Origin of the sequence: Agromyces mediolanus, assembly GCF_044917495.1 — a bacterium.
Classification (GTDB): domain Bacteria; phylum Actinomycetota; class Actinomycetes; order Actinomycetales; family Microbacteriaceae; genus Agromyces; species Agromyces mediolanus_B.
In genome coordinates this window covers 52935-67159 of record NZ_JAVSSI010000007.1, presented here as the reverse complement: position 1 = coordinate 67159, position 14225 = coordinate 52935, and the positions used below count along the sequence as shown (strand labels likewise).

Annotated in this window: 14 protein-coding genes; 9 read left to right on the top strand and 5 right to left on the bottom strand. The window is 73.4% G+C overall.

Annotation, left to right across the window (positions count from 1 at the left end):
- Positions 1 to 57 precede the first annotated feature (57 nt).
- On the top strand, positions 58 to 1188 hold the full coding sequence (locus tag ROT00_RS11530; RefSeq protein WP_404774987.1) for a tartrate dehydrogenase: 1131 nt from the start codon (positions 58 to 60) through the stop codon (positions 1186 to 1188).
- Positions 1185 to 2315 carry a glycerate kinase gene (locus ROT00_RS11525; protein ID WP_404774986.1) on the top strand — a complete coding sequence of 377 codons (1131 nt, stop codon included), beginning with the start codon at positions 1185 to 1187 and terminating at the stop codon, positions 2313 to 2315. The genes ROT00_RS11530 and ROT00_RS11525 overlap by 4 nt, the downstream gene beginning before the upstream one ends.
- A 241-nt stretch (positions 2316 to 2556) precedes the next feature.
- Here ROT00_RS11525 and ROT00_RS11520 read toward each other — a convergent pair whose 3' ends face one another.
- Positions 2557 to 3423, bottom strand: coding sequence for an AraC family transcriptional regulator (locus tag ROT00_RS11520; protein ID WP_404774984.1), 867 nt, complete (start codon positions 3421 to 3423; stop codon positions 2557 to 2559).
- A 109-nt stretch (positions 3424 to 3532) separates the two neighbouring features.
- Positions 3533 to 4207: an organomercurial lyase gene (merB, locus tag ROT00_RS11515; RefSeq protein ID WP_404774983.1), complete on the bottom strand. Its 675-nt coding sequence runs from the start codon at positions 4205 to 4207 to the stop codon at positions 3533 to 3535.
- Positions 4208 to 4360: 153 nt separating this feature from the next.
- On the opposite strand from merB, the gene ROT00_RS11510 reads away from it, so the two are divergent.
- Positions 4361 to 5170, top strand: a complete 810-nt coding sequence (locus tag ROT00_RS11510; RefSeq protein ID WP_404774981.1) for a tyrosine-protein phosphatase — start codon at positions 4361 to 4363, stop codon at positions 5168 to 5170.
- Between the two features lie 51 nt (positions 5171 to 5221).
- Here the strand turns inward: ROT00_RS11510 and ROT00_RS11505 are convergent, their stop codons facing one another.
- On the bottom strand, positions 5222 to 5581 hold the full coding sequence (locus ROT00_RS11505) for a winged helix-turn-helix transcriptional regulator (RefSeq protein WP_404774979.1): 360 nt from the start codon (positions 5579 to 5581) through the stop codon (positions 5222 to 5224).
- A 104-nt stretch (positions 5582 to 5685) separates the two neighbouring features.
- Here ROT00_RS11505 and ROT00_RS11500 point away from each other — a divergent pair, with 104 nt between their 5' ends.
- Positions 5686 to 7029 (top strand): MFS transporter, encoded by a 1344-nt coding sequence (locus ROT00_RS11500; protein WP_404774978.1) that lies wholly within the window; start codon positions 5686 to 5688, stop codon positions 7027 to 7029.
- A gap of 635 nt (positions 7030 to 7664) precedes the next feature.
- Here ROT00_RS11500 and ROT00_RS11495 read toward each other — a convergent pair.
- Positions 7665 to 8573, bottom strand: a complete 909-nt coding sequence (locus ROT00_RS11495) for a transposase (protein ID WP_404774976.1) — start codon at positions 8571 to 8573, stop codon at positions 7665 to 7667.
- A 205-nt stretch (positions 8574 to 8778) separates the two neighbouring features.
- Between ROT00_RS11495 and ROT00_RS11490 the strand changes: the two genes are divergently transcribed.
- From ROT00_RS11490 to ROT00_RS11475, 4 genes are read left to right on the top strand one after another with little or no spacing between them, the layout of a single operon-like run.
- Entirely contained in the window at positions 8779 to 9108 is a 330-nt protein-coding gene (locus tag ROT00_RS11490) for a PadR family transcriptional regulator (RefSeq protein WP_404774974.1), read from the top strand.
- Between the two features lie 2 nt (positions 9109 to 9110).
- Positions 9111 to 9479 carry a DUF1048 domain-containing protein gene (locus ROT00_RS11485; protein WP_404775212.1) on the top strand — a complete coding sequence of 123 codons (369 nt, stop codon included), beginning with the start codon at positions 9111 to 9113 and terminating at the stop codon, positions 9477 to 9479.
- Positions 9476 to 10294 (top strand): ABC transporter ATP-binding protein, encoded by an 819-nt coding sequence (locus ROT00_RS11480; protein WP_404774972.1) that lies wholly within the window; start codon positions 9476 to 9478, stop codon positions 10292 to 10294. The genes ROT00_RS11485 and ROT00_RS11480 overlap by 4 nt, the downstream gene beginning before the upstream one ends.
- Positions 10291 to 11055, top strand: a complete 765-nt coding sequence (locus ROT00_RS11475; RefSeq protein ID WP_404774970.1) for an ABC transporter permease — start codon at positions 10291 to 10293, stop codon at positions 11053 to 11055. The genes ROT00_RS11480 and ROT00_RS11475 overlap by 4 nt, the downstream gene beginning before the upstream one ends.
- Before the next feature lie 138 nt (positions 11056 to 11193).
- On the opposite strand, the gene ROT00_RS11470 is transcribed toward ROT00_RS11475, so the two are convergent.
- Positions 11194 to 12159, bottom strand: a complete 966-nt coding sequence (locus ROT00_RS11470; protein ID WP_404774968.1) for a hypothetical protein — start codon at positions 12157 to 12159, stop codon at positions 11194 to 11196.
- Between the two features lie 129 nt (positions 12160 to 12288).
- On the opposite strand from ROT00_RS11470, the gene ROT00_RS11465 reads away from it, so the two are divergent.
- Positions 12289 to 14160, top strand: coding sequence for an alkyl/aryl-sulfatase (locus tag ROT00_RS11465; protein ID WP_404774966.1), 1872 nt, complete (start codon positions 12289 to 12291; stop codon positions 14158 to 14160).
- Positions 14161 to 14225 lie beyond the last annotated feature (65 nt).

Below are 14225 nucleotides of genomic sequence, written 5' to 3'. Positions count from 1 at the left end.
CCGCGCGCCGCGCACCTCCCCGTCCTCCCGACCGACGCACGAAAGCAGGAACCCCGCATGTCCGCACCCGTCCACCGCATCGCCGTGATCCCCGGCGACGGCATCGGCACCGAGGTCGTCCCGGAGGGCATCCGGGCGCTGGATGCCGCGGCGGCCCGCTTCGGCATCGCGCTCGAGTACGAGTGGTTCGACTTCGCCTCGGCCGACTACTGGCAGCGGCACGGGCGGATGCTCCCCGACGACTGGTTCGAGACGCTCCGCGGCTTCGACGCGATCTTCTTCGGCGCCGTCGGCTGGCCCGACGTCGTGCCCGACCACGTGTCGCTCTGGGGCAGCCTGATCCAGTTCCGCCGCGCGTTCGACCAGTACATCAGCCTGCGGCCGTGCCGGCTGATGCCGGGCGTCGACTCGCCCCTCGCCGGCCGCGAGCCCGGCGACATCGACTTCGTCGTCGTCCGCGAGAACACCGAGGGGGAGTACTCCTCGATCGGCGGCCGCATCTTCGACGGCACCGACCGCGAGGTCGTGATGCAGCAGACGGTGATGACCCGCACCGGCGTCGACCGGGTGCTGCGCTACGCCTTCGAACTCGCCGAGCGGCGGCCGAAGCGGCACCTCACCTCCGCGACGAAGAGCAACGGCATCACGATCTCGATGCCGTACTGGGACGAGCGGGTCGAGGCGATCGCCGCCGAGCACCCGGAGGTGCGGCGCGACCAGTTCCACATCGACATCCTCGCGGCCAACTTCGTGCTGCACCCCGACTGGTTCGACGTCGTCGTGGCGAGCAACCTCTTCGGCGACATCCTCTCCGATCTCGGACCGGCGTGCACCGGCACGATCGGCATCGCCCCGAGCGCGAACATCAACCCCGAGCGCAGCTTCCCGAGCCTGTTCGAGCCGGTGCACGGCTCCGCCCCGGACATCGCCGGACGCGGCATCGCGAACCCGATCGGGCAGATCTGGTCGGGCGCGATGCTCCTCGAGCACCTCGGCCACCAGGAGGCCGCCGACGCGACGGTCGCGGCGATCGAGTCGGTGCTCGCGACATCCGACGGCGCCGTCCTGACGCCCGACCTCGGCGGCGCGGGCACCACGGTCGCGCTCGGCGCCGCCATCGCCGCGGAGCTCGCGAGCCCGGCGGAGCTCGCCGACGCGACCCGGCGTTCCGCTGCCCGCGAGGGGTGAACCCCGCAGCGCGCAGGAAGGTCGTCATCGCGCCGGACTCCTTCAAGGGCACCGTCGACGCCGCGGCCGCCGCGGCCTTCATCGCGGAGGGCTGGCACGCGGAGCGGCCCGCGGACGAGCTCGTCCTGGCGCCGATGGCCGACGGCGGCGAGGGCACGCTCGCCGCGCTCGAGACCGCGGCGCCGGGGGCGCGGCGGGAGCACGTGCGCGTGACCGGGCCGGACGGCCGCCGGGTCGAGACCTGGTGGCTCCGGCTGGCCGACGGCACCGGCGCGGTCGAGCTGGCGAGCACCTCGGGCATCACCCTGATGGCGGAGCTCGCGCCGCTCGACGCGCACACGACCGGCTTCGGCCAGGCCATCCGCGCGGCCCTCGACGCGGGCGTCGAGCGGGTGCTGCTCGCGCTCGGCTCGAGCGCGTCCACCGACGGCGGGGCGGGGATGCTGACCGCGCTCGGGGCGCGCTTCCGCACGGGCGACGGCCGGCCGATCGCGCCGGGCGGGCGCGGCCTGGCCGAGCTGCGCACGGCCGAGCTCGCGGGGCTCCTCGCGCTCCCTGCGGGTGGCGCGACCGTGCTCGGCGACGTGACGAATCCGCTGCTCGGAGCAGACGGCGCCGCCGCCGTGTTCGGGCCGCAGAAGGGGGCGGATGCCGAGACGGTGCGCCGGCTGGAGGACGCCCTGGCGAACTACGCCGCGGTGCTCGAGCGGGCCGGCGTCCGGGTCGCGCCGGAGACGTCGGGCGCGGGTGCGGCGGGCGGCACCGGCTACGCCCTGCTCGCCTGGGGCGCCCGCGCGGCGTCGGGCGCCGCGGCCGTGGCGGAGGTGATCGGCCTGCGCGAGGCCGCGGCCGGCGCGCAGCTGCTGATCACGGGGGAGGGCCGCTACGACCGGCAGTCCGCCGCCGGGAAGGTGCCCTCCGAGGTCGTCCGCATCGCCCGGGCGGTCGGCGCGCCCGTCGCGCTCGTCGCCGGGAGCGTCTCGGCGCCGAGCACGGACTTCGCCGCCGCGATCAGCCTGAGCGAGCTGGCGGGGTCGACCGCGGCGGCGCGGTCGGATGCGCCCCGGTGGCTGCGACGGGCGGGAGCGGAACTGGCCGCGCGGCAGACGGGGGCGGCGGCCCGCTAGTGGCGCCGCGTCGACGCGGCTCCGCATCGGCGTGCACGGCTTCAACGACCTCGGCGACATCGAACGGGTGCTCACGGCGATCCGCGCGGCGAGCTGAGTCTGAGCGCTCTCCTCCGTCCCGTCACACAACTCAGGAACATCTGGCGGTTATGCCGGTCGTGGATCCGGCGAGCCCCGTGAACCCGGGGCTCGCCGGGTGGGCTTCCTGAGTTGTGTGAGGGAGGGAGAGGCGGACGGGTGCTCAGGCGCGCTCGACCGGGAGCCAGAGCTCGCACGTCGCCGTGGCGAAGTCGTCCGATCGGTCGAGCACCGCGACGATCGAGGGGCCGGGGCGGAGCCGCCACGGGTTCGACGGGAACCAGTCGGTCGCGGTCGCGGCCCACGCCGTCTGGAGGGCGGCCGGGTACTCCCCGGCCACGCGGAACACCGCCCACTCCCCGGCGGGCACCTCGATCGTGTCGAGGCCGTCGGGCGCCGCGGCGGCGTCGGCGAGCGCGACGCCGTGCAGGTAGGTGAGCGGCGTGCCCTCGCGAGCGTCGGGGTCGACGTCGGCGCTCACCTGGAGCAGCCCGCGTGGCTCGGTGTCGCCGAGCTGCTTCAAGCGGGCGTGCTCGCTCGGCTCGATGGCGGCGATGTGGGCCTGGATGTGCGGGTTCACCCCCTCGTGGATGAGCGGGACGCGTGCGGCGTGCCCGGCGAGCGTGAACGCGGGGCGGTCGGTGATGCGGGTGTCCATCCGTGCACTCCCTTCGACGGTCAGGCGGAACCTGAGTTGTGATTGCGTGCGAAGGGGGCCGCCGTCGCGTCGCACCTCGGCCGGGGACGCGCCGTGCACCGCGCGGAACGCCCGGCCGAACGCCTCCGTCGAGCCGTAGCCGTACCGCACGGCGATGCCGAGCAGCTCGCCGTCGCCGAGCACGTCCGCGGCGGCGAGGGTCATCCGCCGTCGTCGGACGTACTCCGAGAGCGGCATCCCCGCGAGCGACGAGAACATGCGGCGCAGGTGGTACTCGGTGGTGCCCAGCTGCCGGGCGAGCGCCGCCAGCTCCATCGGGCCGTCGAGCGTCTGCTCGACCAGCTCGACGACGCGGTTGAGCGTCGCGATCACGGTTCCTCCTTCGCCGTCCAGCCTGCTCGTCGCCTCAGCTCGGCGCCCGACTTCCGCGGTCCGGATCGATCGGATGCCGGTGCGGTACCGCGCCGGCGCCGGGCCCGGCTCAGTCGGGCAGACCCCAGAACGGGCCGTGCAGCCCGACCGAGCGGAAGTACTCGGCCGCCGCGGCCGGCTCGCGCCGCACGTACGGCGAGTCGAGGCGACCCGCGTACCACTCCGAGGCGAGGTTCCAGAGCGTCTCGAGGCTCATCACGTAGCCGGGCTCGTGGCCGGTGCGCTCGAGCCAGCGGTCGATGCACTCGCGGCCGCAGAAGATGAGCTGGTTCTCGCAGGCGTGCGCCGCGTCGGGCCAGATCCGGTCGACCGGGGTCAGGAAGTGCGCGAGCTGCTCGCCGGCGGGCGGGCCCTCGTTCGTCACCGTCCAGGCGTGCGGGGTGGCGCACGTCGGGCAGGTCGTCGCGACCAGCACGGACGGCGCGTCCGGCACGAGGTTCGGCACCGCGAAGGCATCCCAGGCGCAGCCGCCCCACCAGAGCGTGGCCGGCCCCATCACCGAGAAGCCGAACGAGCGCGTCGCGAAGGGGTGGGCCATCTCGATCTCGCCGTCGCGCAGCACGACGTTGCGGGTCTCGGCGAGCTCGCGGATCGCCTCGTCGTACGCGGCCCGGCCGAGGCCGGCGGCGTGGGCGAGGGTCTCGTGGTCGGGCAGGGCTCCGTCTCGCGCGAGGCGCGTGTAGATCTCCAGCCGGACCCGTTCCGAGGTCTCCGAGAGTGGCATGCGCGCGGGCTCCTTGGTCGAAGTGAGGGATGCCGGGCCTCTCAGTCTGCCGCTTCGCGAGGCGGGCGCGCACCCCGTTCGGGTGCGATCGCCCCGCCGCCCCCGAACCGGGCGCCCCGCTCCGCATACGATGGCGGGGAACCGAGGAGGAACGTGGACCTGCGATCGAAGCTCGAAGTCACCCACAACGCCCGGGAGCTCGGCGGCATCCCGCTCGCCGGAGGCGGGGTGACCGCGTCCGGCATCCTGTTCCGCTCCGACGCCCTCGACCGGCTGACCGAGGCGGGCGCGGCCGCGCTCGCCGAGCTCGGCGTCGGCACGATCGTCGACCTGCGCACCGACGGCGAGCGCCATCGCGCGCCCGACGTCGTGCCCGACGGGGTCGCGTTCCTCGCCCTCCCGGTGCAGGGCGGCGCGATGGACGAGCTCGTGGCGCGGCTGCTGCCGGCCGACGGCGCGGCGCACGCCTTCACCGACGACGAGGTGCAGGCCATCGTCGCGCAGATCCCGAGCCTCGCGGAGCTATACGTCGCGATCCTCGCCTCGAGCGCACCGGCGTTCGCGACGCTCGCCCGGACCGTGCTCGACGCCGCGGGGACCCCGCGACCCGGGGTGCTGTTCCACTGCACGGCCGGGAAGGACCGCACCGGACTGTCGGCCGCCATCCTGCTCTCCGTCGCGGGGGCGGAGCGCCGGGCGATCATCGACGACTACACCCGCACCGGGGAGAACCTCGCCGGCCCGTTCGCCGAGTCGCTCCTGGGGCTGATCACCGCGCTCGGGCTGCCGGTGGTGCCGCAACTGCGGAGCCTCGCGACCGAGTCGCCCGCGGCGGCGATCGACGCCGCGCTCGAATGGATCGCCGTCGAGCACGGCGACGCGGCCGGCTACCTGCGGTCCGGCGGGCTCACGGAGGCGGAGACGGCGCGGCTGCGCGAGGTGCTGCGCGGCTCGGCGATCTAGCCGAGCGCTGCCCGGCTCTGCGGTTAGCCCAGCGCTGCGCGGTTCGGCGATCTAGCCGAGCGCTGCCCGCTGGAGCCCGGCGTAGTGCCCGCCCCACTGCGTCAGCGCCTCGACGAGGGGACCGGCGCTCCGGCCGAGCTCGCTCAGCCGGTACTCGACCTTCGGCGGAACCTGCTGGTACACGGTGCGGGTGACGAGGCCGTCCTGCTCGAGCTCGCGCAACTGGCGGGTGAGCACGCGCGCCGTCGGATTGTCGAGCAGGCGGCCGAGCTCGCCGAAGCGGAGCACCTCGCGCTCGGCGAGGAGGCTCAGGATGCTCGGCTTCCAGGCGCCGCCGAGCACGGCGATCGACACCTCCGCGTCGCAGGTGTCGGTCCACTCGCGGATGACCCGCTCCGTCTTCTCGCGCATCGCTGACCTCCAGGGCGGGCTCGCCACCACAGTATCCGAACGGTCACTACCTGACAGGAATGACCGTACTTGTCACTCTGAACGGTACTCCACAGAATGGTCGAGTGACCCTCTCCCCGGCGCTCCCAGACTCCCGTTCCTCGATCCGCCGGTGGCTCGCGATGGTGCCGATGCTCCTCGGCATCCTGATCGGGGCCCTCGCGATCAGCAGCGCCTCGACCGCGCTGCCGGCCATCCGCGCGGAGCTCGCGCTCGGCGACACCGAGGCGCTCTGGCTCGTCGACAGCTACTCGCTGGCGATGGCCGCGACGCTCATCATCGCGGCCAGGGTCGGCGACGCGTTCGGCCGCAAGCGGATCATCCTCATCGGACTGGCGGGCTTCGCCATCCTGAACCTCGCCGGCGGGCTCGCCACCGGCGGCGCGATGCTCATCGGGGCGCGAACCCTGCTCGGCATCGCGGAGGCGTTCGTCATCGCCGGCGTCGTCGCCACCATCGGCGCCCGCTACGCAGGGCGCGACCGGGTCGTCGCCTACGGGCTCTGGACGGCGACCTTCGGCGTCGGCAACGCCCTCGGCCCGGTGCTCGGCGGGGCGCTCGCGGAAGGCCCGGGGTGGCGCTGGCTGTTCCTCGGCGCCGTGCCGCTCGCGCTCGTCGCGATCGTGCTCGCCGCGTGGCTCGTGCCCGACTCGCGCAGCAGCCGCCGGCCGAGCTGGGACGTGCCCAGCATCCTCGCCTCGATGCTCGCACTCGGCGGGCTGGTGCTCGCGCTGCACGAGGCGGTCGCCGCGCCGCTCGTCGCCGTGGTCGCCGGGGCGGTCGCCGTCGCGAGCCTCGTGTTCTTCGTGCTGCGGCAGCGCCGGCTCCGCGAGCCGCTCATCGACGTCCGGCTGTTCGGCCTCGCGGGCTTCTCGCCCGCGATCACTCGCATCCTCGTGAGCGCCGGCACCTCGTCGGCGGCGGTGCTCCTCGTGAGCCTGCAGCTGCAGGACGCGCGGGGCGCGAGCGCCGCGGAGGCCGGGCTCGCCCTCCTGCCGCAGGCCGCCGCGATCGCCGCGGGCGGCGTCGTCACCCCGTTCCTGCTCAGGTGGCTGTCGGCGAACACGCTCACGGTGCTCGCGCTGCTCGTGCAGGCCGCGGGGCTCGGTTGGCTGGCGAGCGACCCGGCGTTCGTCGCGGCGCCGCTCGTGCTCGTCGGGCTCGGCTTCGGCATCGCGGGGACGCTGGCCGCGACGGCGCTGTTCGAGGCGACCACCGCCGATCAGGCCGGGCAGGTCGGGGCGATCCAGGAGATCGGCTTCGCGCTCGGCGCCGGGCTCGGCATCGCCGTGTTCGGCACGATCGCGGCGGCCCCCGCGCCGGGCGGGTTCGCCACCGCCGTGCTGGCCGCGGCGGTCGTGGTGGGCGCCGTCGCCGTGCTGCCCGAGCTGCGCCGCCGGCGGCGCTGAGCTCCCCGTCGCCGCCGCCCGTCGGCACTGGCTGAGAGCGGTTCCATGCGACCGGACCGCGTCGCCCGTTCGGGGGTGTCGGCTGAGTGCCGCGTGGGAGTATGCTGACGCGCACTGCGGTGGTTGCGGCACGTCAACCGTTCGAGCGGCGTGCGAGCGCACCGCGGTGGGGGGTCGACCCGGGCGAGATCGGGGGGATGCTTGCCCGGGCCGGCCGTGCCATCGGGGCAGCAAGGGAAACGCCGCGATCCGATGTCCTCGAAACGCTGAGCGCCGCGAGGTACCGGGATCCTGCCAGAGTGCGGCGCGGGCCGCAAATCGACGAGTCCGGTCCGTTTCGACGGGTCGATGATCTGGTTCGCTGAGCGTGTCGACGCGCGAGCGGGTTCGCTGAGCCTTTCGAAGCGGGAGTGGTTCGCTGAGCGTGTCGAAGCGGGAGTGGTTCGCCGAGCGTGTCGACGCGGGAGTGGTTCGCTGAGCCTGTCGAAGCGAGGTCGGTGCCGCTCCCTTCGACGGGCTCAGGGAGCCAGCGCTCCCTTCGACGGGCTCAGGGAGCCAGCGCTCCCTTCGACGGGCTCAGGGCGCCAGCCCTTCCCATCGACGGGCTCAGGGAACCAGCGTTCCCGTCGACGGGCTCAGTCGAGCTGGGCGCGGAGGGCCTCGGCGGCGGCGCGCGCCTCGGCGGCCGCGCGGGCGGTCCGGGCGCGGTCCCGCTCGAGTGGCGGCACCGCCTGCTCGGCGCGGGCCAGCTCGCCCTCGGCGTCGCTCAGCCGGCGCTCGAGCTCGCGCCGCTCGGCGAGGAGCGCGTCGCGTTCGGCGGCGGCGCGGCCGGCCGCGGACCCGGCCGCGTCGAGCCGGGCGGATGCCTCGGCGGCCGCCTGCTCCGCGGCATCCGCCCGCCGCTCGGCCGTGGCGAGCTCGCGCGCGGCGCGTTCCCTCGCCTCGCGCTGCTTGCGACTGCGGCGCTCGGCGAGCTCGTCGGGCGGGGCGGTCCGTGGCGGGGCGGCCGACGCGGCCCCGAGCCCGGCGGCATCGGGCCCCCCGGCGACCGCGCCGTCGAGGTCAACCTCGGTGCCCACGGCTTCCAGCCCGCGCACCAGCCGTCCGGTGCGCACGGCGTCGGCGGCCGAGGCATCCGTCATCGCGGCCTGCAGCGTCCCGGCGACCTCGTCGACGACCGGCTGGCGCACGGGTGCCCCGAGCTCCTCCGCGAGTTCGGCCGCGTCCCGGGCGAGGGCGGCGACGACGCTGCGGCGCTGCCGGGCGAGGGCGGTGAGCGCGGCGGCGTCGAGTTCGGCCTGTGCGGCCCGCAGCTCGGCCCCGAGCTCGAGCAGCGAGTCGAGCTCGTCGCGCCGGTGCCGCACGAGCTGGTTCACGAGCCAGGCGGCCGGGGCGGGCCGGCGCAGCTCGGCGGCGGCGGCGGCGAGCGCCGGGTCGCCCCGCTTCAGCTCCTTCGCCCTGGCGTTCCGGGCCGCGACGAACTCCGCGGGGAGCAGCCCGTAGAGCTCCCCGGCGATCTCGGCCAGTGCGCCGTCGTCGGCCATGACTTCATCCTGCCCCGACCACTCCCGAGTTGCCCGACTTTCCCGAAGGTCGGGCACGTCCGAAGGGGAAGAGAAGAAGTTTGGTATTCGGTGTTGCTAAGTACCGGTACTCAGTGTTACTTTCTAGTGGTACTCAGCAACACTGAATAGTAAGCGCTGGGGAATCAGGCACCACCGAGAGCACACAGAAGAAGGGAGCATCCCGATGGGCAAGCAGATGACCGAGATGCTCAAGGGCACGCTCGAGGGCATCGTCCTCGCGATCATCGCGGTGCAGCCGGCCTACGGCTACGACATCACCGCGCGGCTCCGCGAGCGCGGCTTCACCGACATCGCCGAGGGCACCATCTACGCCCTGCTCGTCCGAGTCGAGCAGCGCGGCCTCGTCGACGTCGAGAAGGTCCCCTCCGAGAAGGGCCCGCCCCGCAAGGTGTTCACCCTGAACGCCAAGGGGCACGACGAACTCGCCGAGTTCTGGAGGACGTGGAGCTTCCTCGCAGAACGTATCGAACAGCTCCACGAAGGAGAGAAGTGACCATGGCTGCAAAGTGGATCGAAGCCCTCACCGGCTCCCTCGAGCAGAAGAAGCAGTACCGCCAGACGAAGGCCCGCCTCGAGGCGCTGCCCGAGCCGTACCGCACCGCCGCGAACGCCTGCCACCGGTACTTCATGTACTACGGCGGCATCACCGACGGCGACACCCTCGTGCAGATGTTCGTCGACCTCGCCGACCTCTGGGAGCGCGCGGCCGTCGACGGCACGCCCGTCGCCGAGATCGTGGGCGACGACCCCGTGGAGTTCGCCGAGACGTTCGCCCAGGCCTACGGCGGCACCCAGTGGATCGACAAGGAGCGGGCGCGGCTCGTCAAGGACATCGACCAGGCGAAGCGAGGTGATCGGAAGTGAGCGACACTGCCATCCGGGTGCGGGGCATCGAGAAGTCCTTCAAGGATGTCCACGTGCTCCGGGGCGTCGACTTCGACATCGAGCGGGGCAGCATCTTCGCCCTGCTCGGCTCGAACGGCGCGGGCAAGACGACCCTCGTCCGCATCCTGTCGACGCTGCTGAAGGCCGGCGCCGGCGCCGCGACCGTGCAGGGCCACGACGTGACCCGAGCGCCCGGCGAGGTGCGCGAGTCGATCAGCCTCACCGGGCAGTTCGCCGCGGTCGACGAGGTGCTGAGCGGGCGGGAGAACCTCGTGCTCGTCGCGAAGCTCCGGCACGTGAAGAACCCCGGCGCGATCGCCGACGAGCTGCTCGCCCGGTTCTCGCTCACCGAGGCGGGCGACCGCCGCGCGGCGACCTACTCGGGCGGCATGCGCCGCCGGCTCGACATCGCCATGAGCCTCATCGGGGAGCCGAAGATCATCTTCCTCGACGAGCCCACCACCGGGCTCGACCCGCAGGCGCGCATCGACGTCTGGCGCACCGTCAAGCAGCTCGCCGACGGCGGCACCACCGTGCTGCTCACCACGCAGTACCTCGACGAGGCCGAGCAGCTCGCCGACCGCATCGCGATCCTGCACCGCGGCACCATCATCCAGAACGGCACCCTGGCCGAGCTCAAGCAGCTCCTCCCGCCCGCCGAGATCGAGTACGTCGAGAAGCAGCCCTCCCTCGAGGACGTCTTCCTGGCCCTCGTCGGCGACACGGGCGAGGCCGACGCGGCGGAGAACGCCGACGCGGCGGCGGATGCCTCGACACGAAAGGACGCACGATGACCAGCCACGCGATCGCCGACACCGGCGTGCTCACCGGGCGCTCGTTGCGCCACATCCTCCGCAGCCCCGACACGATCATCACGACCGCGGTCACCCCGATCGCGCTCATGCTGCTCTTCGTCTACGTGCTCGGCGGGGCCATCAACACCGGGTCCGACGAGTCGTACATCAACTACCTGCTGCCGGGCATCCTGCTCATCACGATCGCCTCGGGCGTCGCGTACACCTCGTACCGGCTGTTCCTCGACCTGCAGGGCGGCATCTTCGACCGCTTCCAGTCGATGCCGATCGCGCGGTCGAGCGTGCTCTGGGCGCACGTGCTCACCTCGGTCGTCGCGAACCTCGTCTCCGTCGCGATCGTCGTGGGCGTCGCCCTGATCATGGGGTTCCGCACCGGGGCGTCCGTTGGCGCATGGCTCGGGGTCGCCGGCATCCTGGTGCTGTTCATCCTGGCGCTGACCTGGCTGGCGGTCGTGGCCGGCCTCTCGGCGAAGTCGGTCGACGGGGCGAGCGCGTTCAGCTACCCGCTGATCTTCCTGCCGTTCATCAGCTCGGCGTTCGTGCCGACCGACTCGATGCCCGGCCCGGTCGCCTGGGTCGCCGAGAACCAGCCGGTCACCTCGATCGTGAACACGATCCGGGCGCTGTTCGCCGGACAGCCGGTCGGCACCGAGATCTGGATCGCCCTCGCCTGGCTCGTCGGCATCCTCGCCGTCGCGTACGCCGCGGCGATCGCGATCTACCGGAAGAAGCTCAGCTGAGCCGCCCCAGCGCGGTGTTGCCCGACTTTCATGAAAGTCGGGCAACTCGGCGTTGGGTCGGCGGGCGCGGGGTCGGCGGGTGCGGGGTCGGCGGGGGCGCGACGGTCCGCGCGCGGTCGGCTGCGCGCGGCGGATGCCTCAACGGCGCGCGAGCGCGGCGGGATCCGCCCAGCGCAGCACGCGGAGTGCGCGCAGCGTGTTCCACCGGCTCGGCTGCCCCTCGGGCACCTCGACGACGTAGCCGCGGAGCGTCGGCCGCTGCGGACCGGCCGGCCACCGCCCGTCGGCTCGCCGCTGGGCGAGGAGCAGCTCGAGCGCCGGGGCGAGGCGCGCATCGGGCGCCCCGCCGTTCGCCCGGAAGTGCTCGAGCGCCCGCAGGACGTCGTAGAACCAGTACATCGGGAAGGCGAACGTCGCGTACTGCGGGTTCGCGAGCTCGCCCGTCGACCTGCGGCGGAAGAGGTTCCGCTCGAGCAGGTACTCCTCGCCCGTGCGCACGGCGTCGGCGATCGAGGCATCCGTCGACCCCGTCGCCCGCTGGTACCCGCGCAGCCCCTCGAGCACGCACAGCGTGCTGTCGAAGGAGGAGCGCACCGACTCCTCGACGGGGTCGCAGTTCCAGCCGCCGTCGCTGAGCCGCTCGCCGAGCAGGCGGTCGACGAGTCGATCGGATGCCTCGTCGAGCACCCCGAAGTACGCGGCGTACGCGAGCACCCCGCCGTTCACGCACTCCTCGACCTCGCCCGCGAAGAAGGAGCGCCCGCCGTCCTCCTCGGGCCAGCGCACCCCCGCGCGCACCCGCTCGATCGCGGTGCGCACCTCCGGGGCGTCCGGGTCGACGCCGAACCGCAGCAGCACGTGCAGCGTCCACATGACGCTGTCGCGCTCGCGCTCCGGCCCGTACGTGAAGCCGCCCCAGTAGCCGTGCTCGTCCTGCAGCTCGAGGATGCGCGCGGCGATGCCCTCGCGCGTCGCGAGCGCCCGCTCGGCGGCGACGAGGTCGGGCGGCGAGTCGAGCAGATCGCGCTGCACCTGCCAGCGGATCGCCGGGTCGGCGTGCAGCAGCCAGTCGATGACGTCCTCGTCGCGTTCGTCCCGCTCCATGGGCGCGATGATGCCACCGACCACCGACGGCCGCATCACCCGGCGGATTCCCTCTTGCCCGTGGCCCGGATGTCCGGCAGGGTCGGGAGCGGGGGGATCCGCCGCCCGGCGCCCCCGGAGGGGGAGACCATGCCGCAGAAGGACCCGAGCGAGGCCATCGTCGCGCAGCAGCGGGAGCTGGCCGCGCGACTGCCGTTCGCCGACACCGCCGACTTCGAGGCCGTCGAGCGCGGCTTCCTCGGCACGCTCGACGATCCGGTCATCCGGGACGCGGACGGCACGGTGGTCTGGGATGCCTCCAGCTACGACTTCCTCGAGGGGGAGGCGCCCGACACCGTGAACCCGAGCCTCTGGCGGCAGAGCCGGCTGGTCGCGAAGCACGGGTTGTTCGAGGTCGTGCCCGGGCTCTACCAGGCGCGCGGCCTCGACCTCTCGGTGATGTCCTTCGTCGAGGGCGACACGGGCGTCATCGTCATCGACCCGCTCATCTCCACGGAGACGGCTGCCGCCGCCATGGCGCTCTACCGGGCGCATCGGGGCGAGCGGCCGATCACCGCCGTGATCTTCACGCACTCCCACATCGACCACTTCGGCGGCGTGCAGGGCATCGTCGACCAGGCCCAGGTCGATGCCGGCGAGGTGCAGATCATCGCGCCGGAGGGGCTCGTCGGCCACGCGGTCGCCGAGAACGTCTACGCGGGACCGGCGATGGGCCGGCGCGCCGGCTACATGTACGGTGCGGCGCTCGCCCGCGGTCCGCGCGGCGCCGTCGGCGCGGGGCTCGGCCAGACCACCTCGACCGGCGACGCGACCATCATCGCGCCCACGATCGACGTCACGACGACGGGCGAGCGGCACACGATCGACGGGCTCGAGATCGAGTTCCAGATGGCGCCGGGCACCGAGGCCCCGAGCGAGATGCACTTCTACTTCCCGCGCTACCGGGCGCTCTGCATGGCGGAGAACGCGACGCACACCCTGCACAACCTGCTCACGCTGCGCGGGGCGCTCGTGCGCGACCCGCACGTCTGGTCGCGGTACCTCACCGAGGCGATCGAGCGCTACGGCGACCGCACCGACGTCGTCTTCGCGTCCCACCACTGGCCGACGTGGGGGAGCGAGCGGATCGTCGAGTTTCTCGGCCTGCAGCGCGACCTCTACGGCTACCTGCACGACCAGACCCTCCGGATGCTGAACCAGGGCATGCAGGGCGCCGAGATCGCGGAGGCCATCCAGCTGCCGCCCGCACTCGAGAACGCCTGGCACACCCGGGGGTACTACGGCTCGGTGAGTCACAACGTGAAGGCGATCTACCAGCGGTACATGGGCTGGTTCGACGGCAACCCGGCGCGGCTCTGGCCGCACCCGCCGCAGGCGCAGGCGGAGCGCTACGTGGCCGCGATCGGCGGGATCGACCGGGTGCTCGAGCTCGCCCGGCAGGCGTTCGCCGACGGCGACCTCCGCTGGGCTGCGACGCTCTGCGACCACGCCGTGTTCGCGGAGCCGGACAACGCGGCCGCCAAGGAGCTCTACGCCGACACGCTCGAGCAGCTCGGCTACGGTGCGGAGAACGGCACGTGGCGGAACTTCTTCCTCTCGGGGGCGACCGAGCTGCGCGAGGGCAACTTCGGCACGCCGACCACGACGAACGCGCCTGCGATCCTCGCCCAGCTCACGCCGGAGCAGCTCTTCGACGCCGTCGCGATCACGGTCGACGGCCCGCGGGCGTGGGACCTCGACCTCGCCTTCGACCTCGTGCTCACCGACCTCGACCGGAGCTTCCGGCTGACGCTGCGGAACGGGGTGTTCGTCTACGTGGAGCGCGAGCCCGCCGACGACGGGGTGCTGCGGCTGTCGCTCACGAAGCCGCGGCTGATCGCCCTCGCGGGCGGCGACCTCGATTCGCCCGGGATCGACGCCGTCGGCGACACGGGGGTGCTGTCGCAGCTGCTCGGGGTGCTCTCGAAGGGCGACACGGCGTTCGACATCGTGCTGCCGTAGCGCCGCGGCGCCGCCGGAGGGTCGTGCCGAGGCGCGCCGCGGTGCGGCGCCGTGCCGCGGCGCCC